Consider the following 21,263-nt stretch of genomic DNA (forward strand, 5'->3'; position numbering starts at 1 on the left):
GCAGTGCTGGTCACGGCAGGTCCTTGATCAGTCCCATGCAGGAGTAGGCCAGATCGGGAACCTCCTCGACGGGAACGTCGCGAGCGGCCGCGAGCATCCGGATATGGGCGTGCTCGTCGGCGGTGATGTCGCGCACCAGAACCTTCCAGGGAACGCGGCGCAACAGCACGCGGGTGGTCTCTCCGACACCGGGTTTGACGAAGTTGACGCTCGAGATGCCGTACTGCGCCCGCACCCGCTCGACGGACTCCCAGCCGGCCCAGGTGGGGGTGCGGTCGGATTCGAGCACTGCCTGCGCGGCCGATGCGACGTCGCCGCACGTGTCGAACTCCGCGGCGACGGCGTCCAGCAGATGATTCGACACGTCGTCCGCGGCCAACTCGGAGTAGAACTTGGCGCCGTGGAACTCCCCGGGGCCGATCAGGCTGTCGTTGAGGACCGTTCGTGAGACCAGTCCGGAGACGGTGGAGTTCAGGCAGGCGGAGGCGATGAGAAAGTCGTCGCGCGTGCCGTAGGTGCGGACGCAGTGGCCGGGGTCGGCGAGTACCGCGAGATCGTCGGACAGGACGGGACCGCCTCGCGCGGTGTATTCGGCGAGCGCAGCGGACAGTTCACGCGCGATCGCGCCTTTGCCCGTCCAGCCGTCGACGAAGACGACCGACGCGGGAGCGTGCCGCGCGGTGATGTGGTCGAGAGCGGCGGAGTCGATGCCGCGACCCCGGACGATCGACACTGCGTAGTGCGGCAGCGTCAGACCGTGGTGGTGCAGCGCCCATCGACGGATCAGGATGCCGATCGGGGTGCCCGCCCGCGCGAGCGACACGAGGGTCAGGTCGGTTCCGCGTTCGGAGAGAAGCAGTTCGGTGACCGTGCCCACCGCGTGCGCCAACCGGCCCGCAGTGCCGGCCAGTGCCTTGTCGAACAGTTCGCGGTAGGCGGCGTCGGGTTGGTACTCGATCGGCAGGGACTCCGCGTAGTGCGCGAGACCCGCCTGGATCCGCGCCTCCCGTTCGGCGATGTCGCCCTCCAGGTCGGCGTGGGAGAGATCCTTGAGCAGCCACGTCACCTCGTCGGGCGCGTAGGAGCCGAACTCGGGTCCGGTCAGTGGCACGGTCATACGGTCTCCCTGTGGGTGCGCAGCACCGTCGGATCGGTGGCGGGCACGATCACGACGAGGACGTCCTCACCGGCAGCAGTGAGCACGTCGAGAACACCTCCCGGTGCGCGCAGGCGGTCGGTGTCGGCGGGCGAATCGATGACGAGGATCAGCTCGGCGCGGACCTCGGTGGACGTAGGCCACTGCGCGTTGTAGAGGAAGCGCGGCACCTCGTTCTCGAACTCGCTGTCGATGTGTTCGGGTGCGGTGAAACGGAATCCGCGGCGCAGCGGATATCCGTCGACGTCCATCACGTGGACGGGGGAGCGGGTCGTGGTCTGGAACAGGGCGGGAGTGCCGCGGTCGACGAGTGCCTCGGCGAGTCGCAGCGGCAGATACATCAATTCCTCGTGTCCGACGACGACGGCGGGTCGCCGGGCGTCGCGTACGTCCGCGATCGTGTCGGCGAGCGTCGACAGAGCCGCGTCGAAGGCCGCCGCGTCGGTGCGCAACATCCCGTGCCGCCCGCCGTCGGGCACATGGGACGGCCACGCCGCGTGGAGGAACCGGACGTCGCCGCGTTGCTCCCCCACCGGATTGAGGAGAGGGTCGGGTAACGCCGCGACCCGCGCGACGAGATCGTCGGGGACGACGGATCGTCCGGCGGCCAGGCTCACGTGCTCGATGCTCGTGCCGAGTTCCGCGGCGACCTCTGCCGTCCGGCGGCGATCCTGTTCCGACCGCATGTCGACGAGGGAGGCGAGGACGTAACGATCACGCGGATGATCGCGGTGCAGCGCGCGGATGGCGTCGAGGGCCGTTGCTCCCGTGGAGATCTCGTCGTCGACGAGCACGAGCGGCGCGGCGTTGGCGAACAGTGCGCCGGAGGTCGGCTGCAGCAGGTGGAAGGTCGCGTGCGAGTGCCCCTCCTCGAATCCGGTGAGCACCTCCGCTCCGGGAACCTGGCGTCGCGTCGAATGCAGACAGCATGCGGCGTCGAGGGCGTCGGCCACGCAGTGACCGAGACCCGTTGCGGTCTCGGCGAATCCCATGACGACGGCGTCGGATGCCGCATCGCCGAGGAGGTCGGTGACGAGCCGGCCGAGCCGGTGACCGGCGCCGCGCACCGCGGCCGGTTCGGTGGGGATGTGCTTGCCGAGAACCGTGGAGACGAGCAGGTGCGCACGCCGTGGATTGCGTCGCAGCCCGGGCCTGACGAGCTCGGGAACCGTGTAGCCACATGACGACTCCGCATGTTCGAGAGCGAAACCGAGCTCTGCGGTGGCCCAGGGGATGTCGAGAATATCGGTCATCGGTCCACCAACGCCGTCAGCAGGTCGACGAAGGTGATCCCCTTGCGGGTGACACCGAACACCGACGCGCGCAACAGGGTCTGCTCGGCCCACGTACGGTGGGGTCGTCGTTCGTTCATCTTGTTCCCGTATCCCGAGGCCTGCACACCACCGGTGTCGCGATCGAGGATGTCGGTCGCATCGTGGAACTCCTCGTGGGTCACGGCCGACAGGGCATGCACCGCAGCGACATGCGACGGATGGATGACGGTCTTGCCCTGGATGCCGTTGGCGCGGTCGAGGGCGATCTCGCGCAGCAGACCGTCGAGGTCGCGGCTGACGAGCTGCTGACGGAACAGCACGGCATCCTGTTCCTCGAAGGGTGTCGAGCGCAGCATCGGTCGGAACATGCGTTCGTGGTCGGCAAAGTACTCCCAGACGGGCCCGGTGATGACGAAACCCGTTCCGTCGGTTCGCCCGAGGTGGTTGACGATGTCGGCGATCACGTCGACGACGACCCGGACGTCGTAGATCGTCAGGTCGCGGTCGCGCCGGATACCGAAGGTCGCGCACATGTCGGTCGCGCCGATCCGGACGGCGAGGATGCGGTGGCGATGTTCGGCGAGGATGCTCGAGATCGCACGCAATTCGCCGTCGCGGGTCTCGCGGTGGACGACCTCGGCCGACTCGATGACGGGCATCGCGTAGAGGTGACGGCCGAGGAGGTCCGACGCCGCGGCCACCGCCTCGAGGAAGACGGGGCCGGTGTGTGCGGTGAACTTGGGCACCACGAATCCGGTCAGCACGGCCTTGCCGGCGCCGAGCATAGACGCGATCCGCCCGACACCGTCGGCGGTGCGGACACGGACGAACAACATCATCGGCGTCGGTCCGCGTTCGGCGAGCGCATCGAGTGTCGCGACGGCGTTCTGCAGGCCCTGCTCGACCTCGTTGTCGGCGACGGCGTCCTCGAGGTCGAGCACCATCGACGTCACACCCTCGGCCGCACGTTTCGAGATGGTCGTGACGAGATCTCCGCGCGTCGCGGGTACGTAGAGCGTGGCGCCGAGAGCGGTCGCCAGGCGGTCGCGATCGTCGCTGTGCCCGAACGGCTCGGGACGGTGCAGGAACAACTCCTCCATCGTCGCGCCGTCGAGATGCCGAAAGTGCTGCATGGCGCGCACTTCGGTAAGCGTGGCCCCCCTCATGCGTTCTCGGTCCGTCCTCTCATCCGATCGACCACTCCTGCGATGAAGGTAGACACCGCATCCAAATCTCTGACGTAGGCCCAGTAGTCGGGGTGCACACCGGTGAGTGCGTCGACGGCCCTGTCGATCCGGCTCAACTGCGAGTCGAGAACGGAACCCCATTCTGCGGTGAGACCGCGTTGCACGGCCAGGTGTTGTGCGTCACGGAGGCGGAACCGTACCTCGTCGACCTTGGCCCCCGGATTCTGCCGGACGGAACGCAGCGTGGCGAGTCGTGCGGTCACGGCGTCGACGAGTTCCTCGGCGCGTGTCAGCTCGGCGCGGATCGCCGCGACCAGCTCGAGCGCTTCCTCGGGGCGGCCGTCCTTCGCCGCCGCCCGTGCGCGTCCGAGCTGGTCCTCGGCGCGAGCGAGCAGTTCGGCGGCCTGTTTCTCGTTCCCGGACAGGTCGGCGGAGCTGGCCGCATTGAACTCGCGCAACAGCGCGGAGAAGGCCGGGGCGAGACCTTCCGCACGGGTCCGGACCGCTCCGATCCTGGTGGTGACCGAGGCGAGGGTGCGAACGGCCTCGTCGCGGCGCCCCGGTGCTGCGGCGAGGGCGTCGAGCAGAGCAGTGGTCGCCTCTTCGACTCGGAGGGCCGCTGTGCGGGTCGCGCCCACGCTGTGCGCTGCATCGAGGCTGTTCAGGGCCTTCTCGAGCGCTTCGGTGGCAGATCGGACCGACGGATAGTTCGCAAAGGAAACAAAATCCGGGGTCTGCGTCGCGGCGAGGGTGTTGCGCGCTTCGGTACGCATCCGGTGTGCCAGCTCGGGCACCGTGTTCGCCACGGTCGTCATGTGCTCGAGGTGTCCCCGGTTGTTTCCGAAGAATTCATCAAGTGTTCGTGTTGCTTCGGTTATCTGCCGCAGTGCCTGCTCGTAGGCCGGAGCAGGTGCGAGCGGTTGTTCCGGATCCGTCACTGCCAGTTGAAGATACGTCTCACCGGCGCGATAACACGCCTGACGGATGGGATCCCACTGACGGAGCAGGTGCCGTTCGGGTTCGAGCTCGTAGGACGCGGCCACACCGGCCTCGATGACGGACTGGCGCTTGTCCATGTCGAGGAACGCCGCGACCATCGCATCGTGTGCACGACGAGCCGCGGGATCTTCCGTGTTTCCCCCGCCGAACAGGCGGCGCGTCCATCGGCTCGCCACAGAACCGAATGGTACTGGGCGCACGTCCACCGGGCCGATCCGTCACCTTTCCGCCGGTCGGAACTGTGGTTCGTGCGGGTCACGAAGTGAGGCGCGGGACCGGGCATAGTGGATATGGGCGTACCCCACGGCAACAACTAGTGTGGGGAGAAACGCACACCGGGCGTGCCCTATACCGGTACGTCGACCGTTGGAACGATCGAAAGGACCCCGCATGGGCGTCAGCTTGACCAAGGGCGGAAACGTCTCCCTCACCAAGGAAGCTCCGAACCTGACGGCAGTGGCCGTCGGCCTGGGCTGGGACGTCCGCACCACCACCGGCACCGACTTCGACCTCGATGCCAGTGCCATCGCTACCGGGGCCGACAAGAAGGTCGTCTCCGACCAGCACTTCGTCTTCTTCAACAACCTCAAGTCGCCCGACGGTGCCATCGAGCACGCCGGTGACAACCGCACGGGTGAGGGCGAAGGCGACGACGAGGTCATCAACGTCGACCTCGCCGCCACCCCGGCGAACATCGAGAGCATCTTCTTCCCGGTCTCGATCTACGATGCCGATTCCCGCAGCCAGTCGTTCGGCCAGGTCCGCAACGCGTACATCCGCGTCGTCGACCGCGCGAACGGCAACGAACTCGCTCGTTACGACCTGTCCGAGGACGCCTCGACCGAGACCGCCATGGTCTTCGGCGAGCTGTACCGCAACGGTGCGGAGTGGAAGTTCCGCGCCATCGGCCAGGGCTACGCGTCCGGTCTCGCGGGTATCGCCCGCGACTACGGCGTCAACGTCTAGTTCGTTTCTTCCGGGTTCCGGCTTCGGTCGCAGTACCGAAGCCGGAGCCGACGTGCAGTAACCACCCTGCAACGCCCTGATTCCGATTAGAAAGGCCACGCTTCGTGGTTCTGCGAATATTCGGTGCATCCTTCGCGGTCACCGTCGTCTCCCTCGTGGTCGCCTTCCTCTACGGCGGCCCGCAGGCTCTGTTCCTCTGCGTGATCCTCGGCATCCTCGAGGTCTCGCTGTCGTTCGACAACGCGGTCATCAACGCGACCGTGCTGCGGCGGATGAGCGAGTTCTGGCAGAAGATCTTCCTCACCGTCGGCATCCTCATCGCCGTCTTCGGTATGCGTCTGGTGTTCCCCCTCGCGATCGTGTGGGTGGCGTCCGGACTCGGCCCCATCGCGGCACTCGACCTCGCGTTGAATCCGCCGCCGGACGGAGCCGCCTACTTCCCGGACGGCAGCCCCAGCTACGAGACCCTGATCACCGATGCGCATCCGCAGATCGCGGCGTTCGGCGGCATGTTCCTGCTGATGCTCTTCCTGCACTTCATCCTCGAAGATCGCGAGATCAAGTGGCTCGAATGGCTCGAGCGTCCCCTCGCGAAGGCCGGCAAGCTCGAGCAGCTCGAGGTCGTCGTCGCCACCGCGCTGCTGCTCATCACGGCCACCGTGATCGCACCCGAGGACAAGGTCTCGACCGTCATGATCGCCGGCGCGCTCGGCATGATCACCTACATCGCGGTCAACGGACTCGGCGAGATGTTCCACATCCCCGAGGAAGGCGAAGAGCCCAGCGGCGGACCGAGCGGCCTCGCGAAGGCCACCGGTAAGGCCGGCTTCTTCCTGTTCCTCTACCTCGAGGTGCTCGACGCGTCGTTCTCGTTCGACGGTGTCATCGGCGCCTTCGCCATCACGTCCGACCCGATCATCATCGCCCTGGGCCTCGGATTCATCGGCGCGATGTTCGTCCGCTCGATCACCATCTTCCTGGTGCGCAAGGGCACGCTGTCCGACTACGTGTACCTCGAGCACGGTGCTCACTGGGCCATCGGTGCGCTGGCACTGATCCTGCTGTACTCGATCGGCACCCACGTGCCGGAGGTCATCACCGGCCTCGTCGGTGTCGCCTTGATCGGTGCGGCATTCACCTCGAGCATCTACCGCAACCGCAAGATCGCGGCGAGGGAAGGCGAAGATGCTGTGAAGACCAGCATCCCCTGATCCTCGACAGTTCGAACCACATGCCGATGGGAGCCCTCGATCCGACATCTCGGATCGGGGGCTCCCATCGCTTTTCCGTACCCCGTGCGCATCCGCGCAGCACTCCGACGAAAGGCTCGACATGGCCATCGACTACAACAAGAAGCCCGAACAGAACGCAGGCGGCGTCAACCTGAGCAAGATCAACCTCACCAAGGAATCCCCGACCGTGAGCCTGTCGAAGGCCGGGTCCGGGCAGGGCGTCACGCGGGTGAACCTCAACTGGTCGCGCGGTGAGCAGAAGAAGGGCTTCCTCGCGAAGCTCACGGGCGCGAGCGGCGGCGTGGACCTCGACCTCGGCTGCCTGTTCGAACTCGCCGATGGTTCCAAGGGAGTCATTCAGGCGCTCGGGAACAGCTTCGGCGCGCTGAACACCCCGCCGTACATCCACCTCGACGGCGATGACCGCACCGGCTCGAACACCGGTGGCGAGAACATGCACGTCAACCTCGAGCGCCCCGAGCTGTTCAAGCGTGTGCTGATCTTCGCGATGATCTACGAAGGAGCGCCGAACTGGGCTGCCGTGGACGGCGTCGTGACGCTGACCCCGCCGTCGGGTCCGCAGATCGAGGTGCGCCTGGACTCGCCGAACAACGGCGCGCGCATCTGCGCGATCGCGATGCTGCAGAACACCGGGCAGGGCATCACCGTCGAGCGTCTCGTGCAGTACATCGACGGCAGCCAGTCCGACCTCGACCGCGCGTTCGGGTGGGGCATGCAGTGGCAGGCGGGGCGTAAGTAGAGCCCCTAGTGCGAATTTCTTTCCGGCCTGGTGGCCGGTCACGGGAGATCCCGCCGGCGCATGTCGGCGGGATCTCGGTGGTTCCAGGGGTGCAAGCAGGTCAGCGTCGTCGGAGAGCGAGGACCGGAATGGTGCGTTTTTCGCGCGTCTTCTCCTCGACCTCTGCTCGACCGGTCTTGCGGCCACGATGATGCACGAGCGTCATGGGCGCACCCTCGAAGTTGCCGCCGACCCGGCCTCCGTTGGCCCGGAACTCGGCGATCACCTGCGCATTCCAGTCGTCGGACGAACTCATGGGAGAAATCCTCCTGGCTACTGCAGTCGGCTACGAACCACCGTAATCATGTAGAGGACCACGGGGTCCGGAACGAGGAATCACGAGCGGTCGGTGGTCGCCGCCAAGGATCCCAATAGCCGAAGTTTGTCGTCACTGGGCGAGCCGGCAGAGGCCCGGTACACGATCAACTGATGTCCAGGTGCGCTGCGAACGTCGAATGCGTTGTATTCGAGGACGAGATCGCCGACGGCAGGATGCCGGAACTCCTTGGCCTCGTGTGTTTTGCCCCGCACATCGTGCCGATTCCACAGTTCGCGGAACTCCGCGCTCGCATCGTGCACCTCGAGAACAAGGGCACGAACGTCGTCGACCGAGCCGGTGTGGCCCAGAGCGAGCCGGAGATTCGCGACGCACGACGTCGTGGCGCGCTCCCAATCGGTGAAGAAGCGGCGCCCGAAGGGATCGAGGAAGGTCATGCGCACGAGATTGTCGATGCGCTCGAAGCCGCTGTAGAGCGCACCGGCGAGCTCGTTGTACGCGAGAACATCCAACCGGCGGTCGATGATGAGCGCGGGTGTGTGCGACCAGGATGAGAGAAGCTCCCGCAGTGAATCGTCCACGGTCTTCCGCACCGGAGTGGGCGGTGTCGGAGCCAGTCCGGCGAGACGGAACAGGTGCTCGCGCAGGTCGGTGTCGAGAGCCAGTGCGCCGGCGAGGGCGTTGAGAACCGCCGGAGACGGGTTCCGTTCGCGACCCTGTTCGAGTCGCGTGTAGTAGTCGACGCTGACACCGGCGAGCATGGCAACTTCCTCGCGACGCAGACCGGAGACCCGCCGCCCCGACTGCGCCGTGATGCCGACATCCGACGGCTGCACGTGCCCGCGTCGCGCCTTGAGGAAGGTTCCGAGTTCGGTGGAGGCCATGAGACGACGCTAGCTCCCCGGATGCGGTCCAGACAGGCCCTGGTGCACCCAGGCACACACCGGCCTGTTCCGGCCGCCCATCCGCCCCGACAGTGGAACTCGCCGGATCTCCCGGCAACCCGATCCTCATCTGGAGTACACATGACCATCCCCTTCACTCCCGAATTGTTCGAACTCATCCGCGAGAACGCCGGCGGGCATCGTCCGCTCCTGTTCGGCAATGCCCGGATCATCACCGGCGACTCCCTGATCGGCGATTTCGACCGCGGCGACGTCCTGCTCGGTGGCTCTCGTGTGGTCGGTATCGGCCCCGGCCTGTTGACCGCTGCCGACGACGACGGTGCCATCGTCATCGATTGCGCCGGGTACGTCATCGTGCCCGCAATCGTCGACGTCATCCGGCTCCGTGGATTGCGTCCGACTTCCTTCCGGTCACCATCCGCGCTTGCACCCGGCAATCCGGCAACCTTCGCGATCCTGCCCGTTTCTCGCGACGACTCGGAAACAGATGTGCTGCAACGATTCATCGATGATGCCGACGCCGCGCACACGGTCGTCGTCGACGGTGAGATCGCCCTCTGGGGCGGTCGATCGGTCCACGCCGACGACCCGACGGAGACCCCGACCGCCACGGACGTGGCATCGGACCGTCATCTCGGAACTTGGATCGACGAAACGGATTTCGTGCACCAGCACCTGACCGCGGACGGTCGCTACGACGAGACCCGCGGTGGACGCCCGCATGCATATCAGGGCTCCTATCGGATCACCGGCGACCGCATCGACTACCGCGACGACCTCGGATTCTGGGCATTCGGCGAATTCGTCGACGGCACCCTGCAGCACGCCGGTTACACCTTCCACCGCGCCTGACACTCATCGGAAAGCCACCACAATGAAGACAACTCTCGCCGATTTCACCGCGGCCCACGACAGCAACCGTCCGATCCTGCTGACCGGCGGCGCCGTCGTCACCATGGACCCCTCGATCCCGGACCTCGATGCCGGCGACGTCCTGCTCGTCGGCTCGCAGATCATCGCGATCGGCGCCGACCTACGCTCCGATCCCGGGCACGGTGCCGCAGCAGCCTCGGCACTCGTGGTCGACACCCGCGGTGCGATCGTCGGCCCCGGTTTCGTCGACACCCACCGTCACGCCTGGGAAGCGCAACTGCGCCGGAGCATTCCCGACGTTTCCGACCTCGGCGAATATGTCATGTCGACCCTGGCCGGCGTCGCCCCGAACTACGCACCGGAGGACATGTACATCGGTACCCGTCTCGCCGCGCTGACCGCGCTCGACTCGGGCATCACCACCATGCTCGACTTCTCGCACAACTCCCGCACTTCCGCGCACTCCGATGCTGCACTGAATGCGCTCATCGACACCGGAATTCGGGGCGTGCATGCCTCGATGGGTCCTCACTTCGGTGAGTGGGATCGTCAATGGCCCAAGGATATGAACCGGTTGGTGAGCGACTTCCACGGCGCCGCAGACGGTCTCGTCACGATGCGGCTGGCCGCCCTGGCGACCGACGAGATCGCCGGACCTGCGATCGCCTACGGGCCCGAACTCGCTGCTTTCGCACGTGATCTCGGTGTGTGGACGAGCATCGACGCGGTTTTCGGGATACCGTCGTCGGAGGCGATCCTGCGCTGGGCACGGATGGGGATCCTCGATCCGACCCTCACCTTGATCCATGCGACCGGCCTGACCCCCGAGGCGTGGACGGCGATGGGGGATGCCGGTGTCACGGTTTCCCTCGCCCCGACCTCCGACGCCCAGATCGGCCTCGAATCGGCGGTGCCCGCTGTGGACGAGGCTCTCGCCGTCGGGATCCGGCCGGGTCTGAGCATCGACGTGGAGGTCGCGCTCGCGAGCGACATGTTCACCCAGATGCGGACCCTGCATGCCATCCAACGCATGCGCGCCACCAATGCTGCATACGGAACGGAGGAGACCCGCAACCGGATCACCACCCGCGACGTCCTCGACTTCGCCACCCTGCGAGGCGCGCATGCCAACGCGCTCGGGCACGTCACCGGTTCGCTGACACCGGGCAAGGAGGCCGACCTGCTCATCGTCCGCGCCGACGACATCAACAACATGCCGCTCAACGACGCCGTCGGCACCCTCGTGCTCGGCTCCGACGCACGCAACATCGACACCGTCCTCGTCGCCGGCAACCCGCGCAAGTGGGCGGGTTCGCTGGTCGACGAGGACATCGACGCCCTGCGCGAGGCCGTGATCCGTTCCCGCAACGCCATCATCGGGCGGGTGGCGGCGACACTGTGACGACCTCCAGGGAAGTGAAGGACATGAAACAAGCCGGGCACCCGTTCGTCGGACTGTGGGTGACCGCCGACGGTAACATCCGCCAGCGTCTCCTGCCGGAGGGGCGATACGTCGAGGCCCGCGGCAGCCGGGAAGCTGCCTACACCGGTGACTACCGGATCGAAGGAACGATGATCTACTACCGTGACGACACCGGCTTTTCCGCCGACGGTGAGTTCCGCGACGACGTGCTGTACCACGCGGGAATGGTCATGTATCGGCACCTGAGAGCGCGGCAATAGGAGTGCCGATCCGGACGATGGTCATGCGGGCCGTTCGGTCGCAGTCAGGAGCTCGTGCAGCACGCCTTCCTGAAAAGTCCGTGCTTGCCGACCTGAAGGCGGAAGCTCACCGGAGCGTGCTGCGATGGACTGTTCGATCGCCTCGACCGGCTGGTAGCCGGTCCCGAGTAACCGTCGGCCGGCATCGATTTTGGACAGCCACTTCCCGTAGCGATGTCGAACCAGCGCGCGACAGGCTCCGAGGACCGCGTCGTCGGCTCCGGGTGCGGGCCGGTCATCGGCTGGGCCGGGCAGCGCCATCCACCAGCGCAGCGAGTCGACCAATAGGCTCTGTAGTTCCTCCGGTGCCAGCTCGGCGAATGTCTCCGGGGCCGGCGGTCCCGCCAACACCCGGCCGCTCTGGTGCAGGATGCTGCGGTCCAGTCCGTACCAGAACGTCCCGTCGGCTGCCGGGCGGTCTGTGGGCTGAAGTGTCTGCCGGAAGGCCATGTCCGGCCCGTCGTTCAACTCGAGCTCGAAGCCCGGTTCTCCGGTGCCCGACTGCGCCGTAGCCATGGTGTAGACCACCAGTTCCAGGCCTCGGGCCGGACATGGCAGGGCGCTGTGCCGCAGCCGAGCGATCAACTCCCGCTTCATCGTTTCGCTCAGGGGGTCGCGGCAGAGCAGGGCGATGTCGATGTCGCTGCGGCCGGGATGGAAGGCGTTCAGGGCGAGCGACCCGGCCGCGTACGCCCCGACGAACTCCGCACCGAGCACCTCCCGGGCAGTGTCCACGACGGCTTCGAGGTATGGCTCTACATCGATACTCGGCACCACCCCATCATGCGCGGCACACCGTGCCGTGCACACGATGCATGCCTCTACGTAGTGAGGCGCAGGATGCAGGCCGATAGAGCCCCGTGGGGTGGTGGGCTTTGAGGTCGAATCCTCGGTGCCTACTCGCCGCGGTTGAGCGCGGCGATGGTTTCAGTATCGCTGCTGGGGACCAGCAACGCCATCGACCCTTCGGAGAGATAGCGGCGCTCGCCGGACTGCCACTCGTCGCGCATGTCGGCCAGGACCGCTCCGACGAGCCGGATCACCGCTGCTCCATTCGGGAATATGCCCACGACGCGGGCTCTGCGCTCGATCTCCTTGTTCACCCTCTCCAGCGGATTGGTCGACCAGATCTTCGACCGATGCGCCCGCGGAAAGACACTGAACGCCAGGACCTCTGCCTTGGCCTGGTCCATCAACGGACCGATCTTGGGGAACCGGCCGGCCAGCTCGTCGCGGACCTCGTCCCACGTCGAGGCGACGGTGGCGGGATCGGGCTGGGCGAAGATCGTGCGAAACGCCGCGGCGACCATGTCGGAGTGCGACGTGGGCACGTGCGCCAGCAGGTTTCGCGCGAAATGCACCCGGCATCACCGGTGCCCGGCCCCCTGGAACGAGCGGCGCAGTGCGGCGACCAGGCCGGCATGTTGATCACTGATGACCAGCCGGACACCGGACAGACCGCGTCGTTTGAGCGAAGCGAGGAAACCGCGCCAGAACACCTCGTCCTCGCTGTCCCCGACATCGACGCTCAGCACTTCCCGGGCACCCTCGGCGGTGACCCGGTGGCGACCACGACCGCCATCGAGGTCACCTGTGAGGACGAGTTACGTACGTGCAGATAGGTCGCATTGAGATAGACGTACGGAAACGCGATGTGATCGAGCGGGCGGGTGCGGAACGCGCCGACCACCTCGTCGAGGCCGGCGCAGATCCGTGACACCTCGGACTTGGAAATGCCCGACTCGATTCCCAGAGCCGCGACGAGGTCGTCCACGCTGCGGGTGGAGACGCCGGGTCGGAGGTCGAGGCGCCACACCGAGGTCGGCCAGTGGCATACGAAACTTGGGGTGGCCGCAGCGATCCGGGCGGTAAGCGGCTGTCGTGTTGTTCGTCTTACCCTCACTGCACGGTGTTGTCCGTCGGTGGGCTGTCGCGTGTCTCGGCGGCGATCCGACGGGGATCGTCGTGGGCGAGTGCTTCGATGAGAATCCGCCGCGGGTGTGCGGCGGTCCCGGTGATCAGATACTTCTGGCCGAAACGCACGTGCCGGGCCTGATCGATCATCTCGTCGGTGACGATGGTGGCCGGTGTGGCCGTCGGCGAGGGCGGGACTGCAGTGGCGTCGTGCAGCGCGTCGCTCACGATACGGCGCGGGTCGTACCGACGTAGATCCAGCGATTCCCACTCGTGGGGGTGCAATGAGATCCCCATGTCGCGTTCGGCGTCGCTGCGAGTCTTGTCGATGAAGTCGCGCAGCGATCGGACGGTCCCGGCGAGGTGGTGGGCGTAGACAGCCAGGCGTTGCGGGCCGATCACGATCCCGGCGAGTACAGCGATGAGGAACAGTTTTTCGAGGGTCAGGCCGAACATGGTGGGGACTCCTCAGTTACGAGGTCGAGGGCAGCTCGGGGTGATCCGAGTCGAGGGTGCGCCGGGGCTGCTCTGCGGTCGTGCAGACCGGTAATCAGGAGAGCGGCGCCGAACAACGCCGACATCGGTACTGCGACCAAGAACATCGACAACACGTCGGCGGCCGGTGTCACCAGGGCGCTGAACAGCGTGATGGCGACGACGATGAGGCGCCAGCTGCGGCGCAGGGCGTGTGCGGAGACGATCCCGAGACAGTTGAGCATCACCAGCACGGCCGGCAGGACGAATGCGACCCCGGTGGCCAGCACGATCTTCATCACGAAGTCCACGTAGTACGAGGCGTTGAGAAGGGTGCTGTCCTGGTCGGAGGAGAAGCCGGTGAGCACGCTCACCATGCGGGGGAAGAGCAGGAAACCGAAGGTGCATCCCGCAGCGAACAGTGGCGCGGCGGCCGCGGAGAATCCGATGGCGTATGTCTTTTCGCGACGGGTCAGTCCGGGGGTGATGTAGGCGAACAGTTCGCGCAGCCAGACGGGACTGGAGACGATGATCCCGCTGAACAGCGCGATCTTCAGTTCGACGTCGAACGCTCCGGTGACCGTGTCGTAGTTCAGGCTTGCCTGGCGGGATCGGGCCAGTTCCTCGATGGGTGCGCGCAGGACGTCGAGGATCTGATCGGCGAAGACAAAGCCGGCGATCACGCCGACCAGCAGCGCCACCGCCGCGCGAAGTCCGCGCCGTCGTGCCTCGTTCAGGTGGTCGGCGAGCGGCATCGTGCCGCGCGCGGCGGTGCCGGCGGTCATGAGGCGTGTCGGTAGGGAACCGGGCTCATGGTGCCGGTGGAGGTTTCCGTGTCCCGTTCGTCGACGGTGACAGGGGCGTTGTCGCCCGTGGTGACGATGGGTTGCTCACGTACCTCGTCTTTGAGGATGCGCAGGGATTGTCCGACGCCCTTGGCGAGGGCGGGGAGTTTGGCGGCACCGAAGACGAGCAGCAGGATCGCCAGGACGATCAGGGCGTGCCAGCCGGTGAGGTTGTGCAGCATGAGGTTCTCCTCGAGGGTGGGAAGCGATCGTGGTCAGTTCGTGGTTGCCGGGGTGGTTCCTGGCGCTGTGCCGTTGGGCGGTGCGCCGGCCGGGGGAGTCCCGGCGCCGGCCGGGGGTTGACCTGCTCCGGGTCCACCCGGACCAGCGCCGGGTGCGCCTGCGCCGTGGCTGAGGGTGGGTTCGGTGGTGGTGTCGACGGCGACGGCGAGTGTCCCGACGTAGCCGGTGGCGGGGTCACCGGTGAACGTGCCCATCTGCAGGTCGTACCCGTCGCCGAAGATGTTGTCGTTGTCGAGGCTGCCCACCTGGGCGAGGTTGCGGGCAGACTCGGGATAGGTGCTGAGTTGGTAGACCGCGTCGAGCATGTCCTGCGGGAAGGCGACCTGCGAGGTCGCGATGGCGTTGTCGGCATCGGTTGCGGAGTCGGCGTCGGGATAGATCTCGAAATGGATGTGGGTCCAGCGGCCGGTGTAGCAGCCGGGAACGATGGTCTCGAATGTTGCCGTGCCGTCGGCGTCGGTGATCTGGATTCCACGGAGATAGGTTTGGTCCTCGACTCCTTCGGAGTACATCGAGTACCGGCCCTGAGCGTCGCACTGCCAGGCGTACACGGCCACCGCGTCGAACGGGACGCCGCCGTTCGCCGTGTCGGTGACAGTGAAGGTCAGCGAGAGCGGGACACCGTCGGCGGTGCTCCCGCCGTCGAGGCTTGACGTGATGTCCCTGCGGACGATTCCTGATTCCTCGAGCACGTTGATTCCGTTCGTGCCGTCGGCTGGGTAGGGCCCGTTGGTTTCTTCGGGTATCTCGCCTGCAGGGGTCACCGACGCAGTCGCTGAGGCCGTGGTGGTTGTGCTTGCGGTGCCTGTGGAGCAGGCAGCCAGGGCCAGGGCGCCGGCTCCGGCGCCGACGACGCCGAGCACCCGACGCCGGGTGACCAGGGTCGTGATGTCGAAACCTGCGCCCTGGTCGACGACGTCCTCGGTGGGGCGATCGAGCAAGCGTCCTTCGTAAATGGGTCCTGCCGGGGTGGAAATGGGCTCGGGGACACGGGTCATGTCGATGTCTCCTTCGACGGTTCGTTCGGTGGTTCGGTATCCGAGTGTTGCCGTCGATCCGTTGGAAACCCTGGCTCTCGGCTGGGAGTTTCCTGGCAGCCGGTCCGGGAAGGTCTACTCGGTGTCGAATGGTCGAACCCGCAGATGGGCGAAGGCGGAATCGTTCACTGCATGTTCGTCGTGATAGCGCTTCATCCCGGAAAGCGTTCACCCACAGACATTTTCGGTCTTTACCCTATATGTCATTTGAGGTATAGGGCAGAGAGCGGCGGTCGGTATCGGGTATGTCCGGCACCGCCACTATGTATCGTCGATCGGACACGTCGAGATGAGCGAGACGAAGAAGGTACCGTCGCAGTCCATCTGGTTCATGACGGATTCGGGAGATTACGGCGGGCCGCCTACCATTCTCCGTCCAATTCCTGGATACGACGGTGTACCGATCGGAAACACCGAACCGCTGCCGGGAAGGATGCTCCGAACGATCCGGGAGTTGCAAGATGCCGGAGTCCTGGAGACCGGTAATTCCCTTCTAGGATCAGGAATACCGCAAGCTGTCGAACGTCTTTCGGACATCTTCTTTCTACCTGAAGAAGAGCGGGCCGCGCTCTTCGAACAGAGCAACGTTCAGGATCCCACGGCAGAATTACCGCGGCCGGAAGATCACCTCTTCAAGTTTGGCTTTGCTGTCGAGTGAAGCCGATTGGCGACTGTCGACGATAGCCACTTCTTGCTGGCATCCGACTCCTCGCCAGTTGACGTAAGAGCGCCTATCGGCAGGAGGCAGGCGCATGCACGCATTGCGTGCCGTGCAATCACTGAGTGCATTGTTGGGCATGCCCTCGTATCACGTCACGGGGGCGCGGCCTATCCGTGGAGGGAGAACGAGCTGCCCGAACCCGGCAAGCTCGCCGCGCAGCTGACCGGTGCCTACGTCGGTGCCGGCGGTGACGACACCGTCGTCCCGGACTTCTACACCCACTACGGAGTCGAGCACGGCAAACCGGTGGCGCTCGTCGAGACCGGGGCGTTGTACAACACCACCGCCGGGGCGGGCCGCCGAGTTCGACCTCGAGCAGGCCTGGTGGCAGCAGGCGTTCGACCCGACCGTGCCGCAGCGTTTTCCGCAGTTGAAGATGATCAACTGGTTCGAGTGGGACAAATCCGAACCCGAGGTCGACGCGCGAGTGGACTGGACCGTCACCGACGACCCGCACCTGCGGACGGCGTTCACCGCGGCACTGCCGGACTGGTTGCGCTACGGCCCGGATCGGCCCTGCACACCGAACCAGCCCCGGATCATGACTACAGCTCCGATGGGACCGGCACGTCTGTCGCAGCAACAACGGTCACGTGCCGACGCGAGCGGCCGGCTTTCTCGTCCACCCATCATCGGGTCCGATGTTCGGCCGGGTCGATGGGGGACTCGGCGATCTCCCGGAATCGGCGCACGTCGTCGGGATGCAGTCCGGGCTGGGCTTTGACCGCATCGATGAGCATGTCCAGTTGGTGGTGCAGGGCCGGGACGTGCTCGGTGTGGCCGGTGCTGCGTACGTGATCGAGCAGCATGCGCAGCACCCGGGCCAGCGCCGTGGCGACATGCAGTTGCGGGGGACTGGCGTGGCGGATCTGTTCGAAGGCATGCTCGATGTACTCGGTCGGGGACAGATTCCACGGTCGCAGCAGTACCCGATCCTCGGCGCCGCGTACCGACAGCGGCGGCGGGTCGGTGGTCAACAGCACCCGCAGCAGACTGCCGAGTCGCAGCACCACTTCGGTGGCGGTGGTGGGATCGTTGATCGCCGCGCTCAACGCCCGCAGCGCGATGTCGACCAGCTGGCGCAGCGCGAATCGATGTCCTCCTGCATGGTGCGGGTGTCGGAGATCTCGACCGTCGCCGTCAGACGTTGCCGCACCTTCTCCGTATCGGAAGGGGCCGGCCACACGCGCATCAGCACTTCACCGCGGTGGATGTAGGCCCCGGACCGTGTTTCCAGGCGCACCACGGTCGACGGGGGCAGCGCGGCGAGAATGTGCTCGGACGGCGATTGGGTCACCCACCCGTCGCGGCCGGCGGGCACGACGACGATGCTTTCGCCGTCGGCCGGTTCCAGGGCGATGTCGGGGCCGGGTTCCTCACGCTGCGCTGCGGCCGCGGAGGCATTGATGACTTCGTATGCCTCGTCGGCGATCGAACGCACCACCTGCCCGACCTGCAGTCCGTGGGCCAGGCGGTTGAGGTAGGCGACGATGGCCACCACGGTGGTGACTGTCAGCACGAGTGCGGTGGTCATCGACAGGCTCGGGGCCAGGGCGGTTGCTTCGCCGCTGATGTGCCGCAGGACCAGCACACAGTAGACGAACGTGGCCACCAGCATCCCGATGACCGTTTGGCTGAAGCGATCGCGGATGAACGAGCGCATCACCCGGGGGAGAACTGGCTGCTGGCCAACTGCAGACTGACCACCGTCAAGGAGAACACCACCCCGGCGGTGGTGATGGTGGCGCCGGCAACGGTGCTCAGCAGCCAGGTCGCGCCGTTGCTGTTCATCTGCACCCCCCAGCCGGCGGTGGCGCCCGGGTTGATGGTGCGGTCGAGGTAGGCACTGACTTCGGCAAGGATCACCCCGACGGCGACGATGGCCGCCGGTAAGGCGAACAGGCTTTCGCGGAAACGGTATGCCGCAGCGGCTGCGCGCAGGCGCAGCAACTGCGGTTGATGGGGGCTCATGCACTCGAAGTTATCGCCGCGGCCCTACCGGTACGTCGCTATCGATTACGGGAACCCGCTGGCGGTAAACGACGTCGACACCGGCGCGACGCTGCTGCTCGGGATCGACCCGGAGCAGTGCTTCGGAGGTGCCGATCAGAGGCGGCGTACCCGGCGGGCGTGGCGCCCATTTGGGGGCTGGCAGCGCTGCTCGAGACTCCGGCATGTTGTGCTCACCGGGAATGAACCCGTGCCTCTTCAGCCCTGATCCACCGTCGTTGATCTGCGCCTGATCTCCGATCGCTTTCACCCATTGCTCCGGTTTCGGGCATGGGGGCCTCGCCGGTCTGCCCGGCGTTTCCACTGGTGTCCTCGCTCGTGACCCGTTCGGGGTCGGTGGTCAGGTGGCGGCTGCAGGTGGGCTGGTTGCGATGCGAAACAGGTTGGACCAAGCCTGTTTCCACGCCCAGTCGGTGGGCAGATGCAGGGTCATCCGACGAGCGGAAGAGGCGATCCGGGCCGGAACGTTGATCAGGTGAGTACGCAACGTCGCCCATCGAGCGCGGGCGTGCCGGACCGAGGCAGCGACCCCGGCGGCACGAGCAAGGTTGAACGCGATCACCGCGTGCGCCAACCACGCGGCATTCGCCGCGTATTTGCCCGATGGCAGATGCGCGAGCGGACCGTCCTTCAACTCGGCGATGACCTGCTCGACGATCGCGTGGTCACGGTGCCGGGCATCGGCCTCGACCGTGGTCAACGCCGAGTTGGTGACAAACGCGTGATGACGGTGGGGGTGAACAACTCGCCCTGCCCGGCGTCCGCGGTCGGATTCAACCGCTTGACCCGCCGCACCACCAACCGGCAGGTCACATGCTCACGCTTGCGACGGGAGGTGAAGATCGTGACCTCGGTTTCGGCGACCTCGGCGTCGGACACCCATCGCCACTCGTCCTGGTCGTAGACGGCGTTCGGGTACTCGATCGGCGTCCACGACGCGTCGTCGATCGAGGTGATCGCCGCCCGGATCTGCGGGTTCATCCGGGCGGTCACCGAAGACCAGGCTCCGGCCCGCTGCGCGGCGGCCACGAACGCGTGGCAGAAGTACGCCGAGTCCGCCCGCGCGAGAATCTGACCGCTCGCCCCGGCGGAGCGGGCGCAGCCGATGGCCTGGGTGAGCAGCCGCCCGCACCCGGTGTGCGACGCGACATTGCCGCGGCGGAGCCGGGCGCGGGCGATCACCGGTGCCGCGGACGCCGTCGACAGCACCGCGACCTGGGCGTTCAGTCCCCGGACCCTGGAGTATCCGAACGCTGCGGCCTGTTTACCGTAGCCGTGGACCTGACCGATGGTGTCGTCGACGTCCAGGAACGCGATCTCGTCGCCGCCCGCGATCAGACCCGGAATGTGGGCGGCCAGCCCATCCAGCAGGCGAGTGGCGACCGCGTCGAGCTGCTGAACATGCCCATGGGTGAACGAGCGCAGGTAGGTACCGAGCGTCGATGGTGCCCGCACCCCGCCGAACACCCGGTTCATCGCCCCGTGGCGGAGAACATCGAGGTCGTCGATGCTGTCGGCGCCGGCGAGCATCCCCGCGACGATGCTCGCTGACTTGACCGCCGGGTTCGGTGAATCGACGCTCAGATGCCGGCCGAACAGCTCGTGCAGACCGGCGGTCTCTGCCAGCCGCATCACCGGAACCAGCCCTGCGGCCGACACGAGGTTCGGATCATCGAAAACGGGCGTGACGGTGTGAGATGCTTTCACCTGCGAGATGCCTCTGTTCTGGTACCGGAATCTTTGTGTGGTAACTCAGATTCTCCTGCCTGGCAGGAGCTCTCGCGTTCTACGACACCCTCACACCGTCACATTCGCGGTGGATCCAGGCTCAAGCGTTCCGGGGCCGGGCAGGTCGTAGCGGGCCACGGTCACCGTCGGATAGCCGTGGACTGTGGCGACCGCGGTGTCGATGTCGATGCTGCGACCGGCGATCACCAACACCATGGCCCCAGCCTCGCCGGTGGTGCAGTTCATGGCTTCTGCTGCCCGGCCGGGTCCGGGTCGGTGTCGTCGCCGCTTCCCGGATCGGTGCGTGGAGTCGCAGCGGACGTGCCTGCGTTCGTCGCAGCGGCGATTTCCGTCGGGTCCGGCCGGCTCGAGGTGCGGATCGTGCGAGTAAGTGCCCGCAGCTGCTGGAGCGATCGGATTCCGTCCGGGACGCTGCCGCCACCGGGCGGCCGTCCGCCTCGGGAGCAGGCGCGGAAATCCTCGGTGCCGGTCTCGTTCATCGCATCGTGGAGGTCTTGCGCTGCGGCGATGTACTCGGCGCGGTCGGGTTCGGTGAGCGAGCCGAGGTAGCTCTCCAATGTCTCGATCTGCACCTGGGCGTGGATGTGCGCTGCTGCGTCGGCCTTCGTCTGCGCGGGTGTGCCGACCCGGTGCGATTCGGTGGTCGGCGCGTGGGCTGTGGCCGATCGTGTGCGGAATCGGCCGCGTAGTGCGGTGAACATCGTTGTCCTCGGTGCGTGTCGGTGGCCTCTCACCATGCACGCCATCTGAGGACTCGACCACGCACCGGCTTGGACGGATGCGATCACGCCGGGCCCGGGCTCAGGTGGGCAGACGAAACCGAGGCCTTCTACGGACGTCGCGGCCCTGGTCGGCGATGAGTGAGTGCCCCACGGCAGAA

20 protein-coding genes and 4 pseudogenes are annotated in these 21,263 nt (G+C 66.4%); 7 read left to right on the top strand and 17 right to left on the bottom strand.

Features of this window, described 5'->3' with window-relative positions:
* Positions 1 to 10: 10 nt before the first annotated feature.
* The 4 genes from NVV99_RS21990 to NVV99_RS22005 are packed head-to-tail and all read right to left on the bottom strand — an operon-like array spanning position 11 to position 4,714.
* On the bottom strand, positions 11 to 1,117 hold the full coding sequence (locus NVV99_RS21990; protein ID WP_260783018.1) for a cysteine protease StiP family protein: 1,107 nt from the start codon (positions 1,115 to 1,117) through the stop codon (positions 11 to 13).
* Positions 1,114 to 2,409, bottom strand: a complete 1,296-nt coding sequence (locus tag NVV99_RS21995) for a phosphoribosyltransferase family protein (protein WP_193902818.1) — start codon at positions 2,407 to 2,409, stop codon at positions 1,114 to 1,116. The genes NVV99_RS21990 and NVV99_RS21995 overlap by 4 nt, the downstream gene beginning before the upstream one ends.
* Positions 2,406 to 3,563 (bottom strand): HpcH/HpaI aldolase/citrate lyase family protein, encoded by a 1,158-nt coding sequence (locus tag NVV99_RS22000; protein ID WP_260783019.1) that lies wholly within the window; start codon positions 3,561 to 3,563, stop codon positions 2,406 to 2,408. Before NVV99_RS22000 ends, NVV99_RS21995 begins: the two co-directional genes overlap by 4 nt.
* A 29-nt stretch (positions 3,564 to 3,592) precedes the next feature.
* Positions 3,593 to 4,714: a hypothetical protein gene (locus NVV99_RS22005; RefSeq protein WP_260783034.1), complete on the bottom strand. Its 1,122-nt coding sequence runs from the start codon at positions 4,712 to 4,714 to the stop codon at positions 3,593 to 3,595.
* Between the two features lie 292 nt (positions 4,715 to 5,006).
* Here NVV99_RS22005 and NVV99_RS22010 point away from each other — a divergent pair, with 292 nt between their 5' ends.
* The 3 genes from NVV99_RS22010 (at position 5,007) to NVV99_RS22020 (ending at position 7,574) form a co-directional block, all read left to right on the top strand.
* Positions 5,007 to 5,582, top strand: coding sequence for a TerD family protein (locus NVV99_RS22010; RefSeq protein WP_006550710.1), 576 nt, complete (start codon positions 5,007 to 5,009; stop codon positions 5,580 to 5,582).
* A gap of 104 nt (positions 5,583 to 5,686) precedes the next feature.
* On the top strand, positions 5,687 to 6,793 hold the full coding sequence (locus NVV99_RS22015) for a DUF475 domain-containing protein (protein WP_254583441.1): 1,107 nt from the start codon (positions 5,687 to 5,689) through the stop codon (positions 6,791 to 6,793).
* Between the two features lie 121 nt (positions 6,794 to 6,914).
* Positions 6,915 to 7,574, top strand: a complete 660-nt coding sequence (locus tag NVV99_RS22020) for a hypothetical protein (RefSeq protein WP_006550708.1) — start codon at positions 6,915 to 6,917, stop codon at positions 7,572 to 7,574.
* Between the two features lie 166 nt (positions 7,575 to 7,740).
* Here the strand turns inward: NVV99_RS22020 and NVV99_RS22025 are convergent.
* Positions 7,741 to 7,869 (bottom strand): annotated as a pseudogene (locus NVV99_RS22025) (nitroreductase/quinone reductase family protein); the annotation flags it as partial.
* Positions 7,870 to 7,949: 80 nt separating this feature from the next.
* Positions 7,950 to 8,774, bottom strand: coding sequence for a helix-turn-helix transcriptional regulator (locus NVV99_RS22030; RefSeq protein ID WP_016692565.1), 825 nt, complete (start codon positions 8,772 to 8,774; stop codon positions 7,950 to 7,952).
* A 141-nt stretch (positions 8,775 to 8,915) separates the two neighbouring features.
* On the opposite strand from NVV99_RS22030, the gene NVV99_RS22035 reads away from it, so the two are divergent.
* Genes NVV99_RS22035 through NVV99_RS22045 form a run of 3 tightly spaced genes read left to right on the top strand, consistent with a single transcriptional unit; the run spans position 8,916 to position 11,351 of the window.
* Positions 8,916 to 9,647 carry an Atu4866 domain-containing protein gene (locus tag NVV99_RS22035; protein ID WP_252173402.1) on the top strand — a complete coding sequence of 244 codons (732 nt, stop codon included), beginning with the start codon at positions 8,916 to 8,918 and terminating at the stop codon, positions 9,645 to 9,647.
* Between the two features lie 22 nt (positions 9,648 to 9,669).
* Positions 9,670 to 11,070, top strand: coding sequence for an amidohydrolase family protein (locus NVV99_RS22040; protein WP_260783020.1), 1,401 nt, complete (start codon positions 9,670 to 9,672; stop codon positions 11,068 to 11,070).
* 23 nt (positions 11,071 to 11,093) lie between these two features.
* Entirely contained in the window at positions 11,094 to 11,351 is a 258-nt protein-coding gene (locus tag NVV99_RS22045; protein WP_006550703.1) for an Atu4866 domain-containing protein, read from the top strand.
* Positions 11,352 to 11,372: 21 nt separating this feature from the next.
* Here the strand turns inward: NVV99_RS22045 and NVV99_RS22050 are convergent, their stop codons facing one another.
* The 6 genes and pseudogenes from NVV99_RS22050 to NVV99_RS22075 form a co-directional block, all read right to left on the bottom strand.
* The gene (locus NVV99_RS22050) at positions 11,373 to 12,164 is read right to left on the bottom strand and encodes a nucleotidyltransferase domain-containing protein (protein ID WP_254583435.1); all 792 of its coding nucleotides are present in this window, start codon (positions 12,162 to 12,164) and stop codon (positions 11,373 to 11,375) included.
* A gap of 122 nt (positions 12,165 to 12,286) precedes the next feature.
* Positions 12,287 to 13,182 (bottom strand): annotated as a pseudogene (locus NVV99_RS22055) (IS256 family transposase); the annotation flags it as partial.
* A 107-nt stretch (positions 13,183 to 13,289) separates the two neighbouring features.
* The gene (locus NVV99_RS22060) at positions 13,290 to 13,760 is read right to left on the bottom strand and encodes a preprotein translocase (protein WP_260783021.1); all 471 of its coding nucleotides are present in this window, start codon (positions 13,758 to 13,760) and stop codon (positions 13,290 to 13,292) included.
* The gene (tatC, locus tag NVV99_RS22065) at positions 13,748 to 14,563 is read right to left on the bottom strand and encodes a twin-arginine translocase subunit TatC (RefSeq protein WP_260783022.1); all 816 of its coding nucleotides are present in this window, start codon (positions 14,561 to 14,563) and stop codon (positions 13,748 to 13,750) included. Before tatC ends, NVV99_RS22060 begins: the two co-directional genes overlap by 13 nt.
* Positions 14,560 to 14,805 (bottom strand): twin-arginine translocase TatA/TatE family subunit, encoded by a 246-nt coding sequence (locus tag NVV99_RS22070; RefSeq protein ID WP_085470995.1) that lies wholly within the window; start codon positions 14,803 to 14,805, stop codon positions 14,560 to 14,562. Before NVV99_RS22070 ends, tatC begins: the two co-directional genes overlap by 4 nt.
* 33 nt (positions 14,806 to 14,838) lie before the next feature.
* Positions 14,839 to 15,864 carry an intradiol ring-cleavage dioxygenase gene (locus NVV99_RS22075; RefSeq protein WP_254583432.1) on the bottom strand — a complete coding sequence of 342 codons (1,026 nt, stop codon included), beginning with the start codon at positions 15,862 to 15,864 and terminating at the stop codon, positions 14,839 to 14,841.
* A gap of 328 nt (positions 15,865 to 16,192) precedes the next feature.
* On the opposite strand from NVV99_RS22075, the gene NVV99_RS22080 reads away from it, so the two are divergent.
* Positions 16,193 to 16,561, top strand: coding sequence for a hypothetical protein (locus tag NVV99_RS22080; protein ID WP_145709443.1), 369 nt, complete (start codon positions 16,193 to 16,195; stop codon positions 16,559 to 16,561).
* Between the two features lie 150 nt (positions 16,562 to 16,711).
* Here the strand turns inward: NVV99_RS22080 and NVV99_RS22085 are convergent, their stop codons facing one another.
* From NVV99_RS22085 to NVV99_RS22105, 5 genes and pseudogenes are all read right to left on the bottom strand, one after another.
* Positions 16,712 to 17,068: a hypothetical protein gene (locus tag NVV99_RS22085; protein ID WP_260783023.1), complete on the bottom strand. Its 357-nt coding sequence runs from the start codon at positions 17,066 to 17,068 to the stop codon at positions 16,712 to 16,714.
* 185 nt (positions 17,069 to 17,253) lie between these two features.
* Positions 17,254 to 18,595: pseudogene (locus NVV99_RS27275) on the bottom strand (DUF2254 domain-containing protein).
* Positions 18,596 to 18,974: 379 nt separating this feature from the next.
* Positions 18,975 to 20,278, bottom strand: a pseudogene (locus NVV99_RS22095) (IS1380 family transposase).
* Between the two features lie 153 nt (positions 20,279 to 20,431).
* A complete protein-coding gene (locus NVV99_RS22100; protein ID WP_260783024.1) occupies positions 20,432 to 20,608 on the bottom strand; it encodes a hypothetical protein in 177 nt (58 codons plus the stop codon).
* Complete coding sequence (locus NVV99_RS22105) at positions 20,605 to 21,084, bottom strand: hypothetical protein (RefSeq protein ID WP_260783025.1); 480 nt, start codon at positions 21,082 to 21,084, stop codon at positions 20,605 to 20,607. The genes NVV99_RS22100 and NVV99_RS22105 overlap by 4 nt, the downstream gene beginning before the upstream one ends.
* Positions 21,085 to 21,263 lie beyond the last annotated feature (179 nt).

Origin of the sequence: Rhodococcus sp. PAE-6, assembly GCF_025290685.1 — a bacterium.
GTDB classification, from domain to species: domain Bacteria; phylum Actinomycetota; class Actinomycetes; order Mycobacteriales; family Mycobacteriaceae; genus Rhodococcus; species Rhodococcus pyridinivorans.

Coding starts and splice junctions, on each gene's coding strand:
- NVV99_RS21990 (WP_260783018.1), bottom strand. CDS start 1,117: ATGACCGTGCCACTGACCGGACCCGAGTTCGGCTCCTACGCGCCCGAC.
- NVV99_RS21995 (WP_193902818.1), bottom strand. CDS start 2,409: ATGACCGATATTCTCGACATCCCCTGGGCCACCGCAGAGCTCGGTTTC.
- NVV99_RS22000 (WP_260783019.1), bottom strand. CDS start 3,563: ATGCAGCACTTTCGGCATCTCGACGGCGCGACGATGGAGGAGTTGTTC.
- NVV99_RS22005 (WP_260783034.1), bottom strand. CDS start 4,714: ATGGTCGCGGCGTTCCTCGACATGGACAAGCGCCAGTCCGTCATCGAG.
- NVV99_RS22010 (WP_006550710.1), top strand. CDS start 5,007: ATGGGCGTCAGCTTGACCAAGGGCGGAAACGTCTCCCTCACCAAGGAA.
- NVV99_RS22020 (WP_006550708.1), top strand. CDS start 6,915: ATGGCCATCGACTACAACAAGAAGCCCGAACAGAACGCAGGCGGCGTC.
- NVV99_RS22030 (WP_016692565.1), bottom strand. CDS start 8,774: ATGGCCTCCACCGAACTCGGAACCTTCCTCAAGGCGCGACGCGGGCAC.
- NVV99_RS22035 (WP_252173402.1), top strand. CDS start 8,916: ATGACCATCCCCTTCACTCCCGAATTGTTCGAACTCATCCGCGAGAAC.
- NVV99_RS22040 (WP_260783020.1), top strand. CDS start 9,670: ATGAAGACAACTCTCGCCGATTTCACCGCGGCCCACGACAGCAACCGT.
- NVV99_RS22045 (WP_006550703.1), top strand. CDS start 11,094: ATGAAACAAGCCGGGCACCCGTTCGTCGGACTGTGGGTGACCGCCGAC.
- NVV99_RS22060 (WP_260783021.1), bottom strand. CDS start 13,760: ATGTTCGGCCTGACCCTCGAAAAACTGTTCCTCATCGCTGTACTCGCC.
- tatC (WP_260783022.1), bottom strand. CDS start 14,563: ATGACCGCCGGCACCGCCGCGCGCGGCACGATGCCGCTCGCCGACCAC.
- NVV99_RS22070 (WP_085470995.1), bottom strand. CDS start 14,805: ATGCTGCACAACCTCACCGGCTGGCACGCCCTGATCGTCCTGGCGATC.
- NVV99_RS22075 (WP_254583432.1), bottom strand. CDS start 15,864: ATGACCCGTGTCCCCGAGCCCATTTCCACCCCGGCAGGACCCATTTAC.
- NVV99_RS22080 (WP_145709443.1), top strand. CDS start 16,193: ATGAGCGAGACGAAGAAGGTACCGTCGCAGTCCATCTGGTTCATGACG.
- NVV99_RS22100 (WP_260783024.1), bottom strand. CDS start 20,608: ATGAACTGCACCACCGGCGAGGCTGGGGCCATGGTGTTGGTGATCGCC.
- NVV99_RS22105 (WP_260783025.1), bottom strand. CDS start 21,084: ATGTTCACCGCACTACGCGGCCGATTCCGCACACGATCGGCCACAGCC.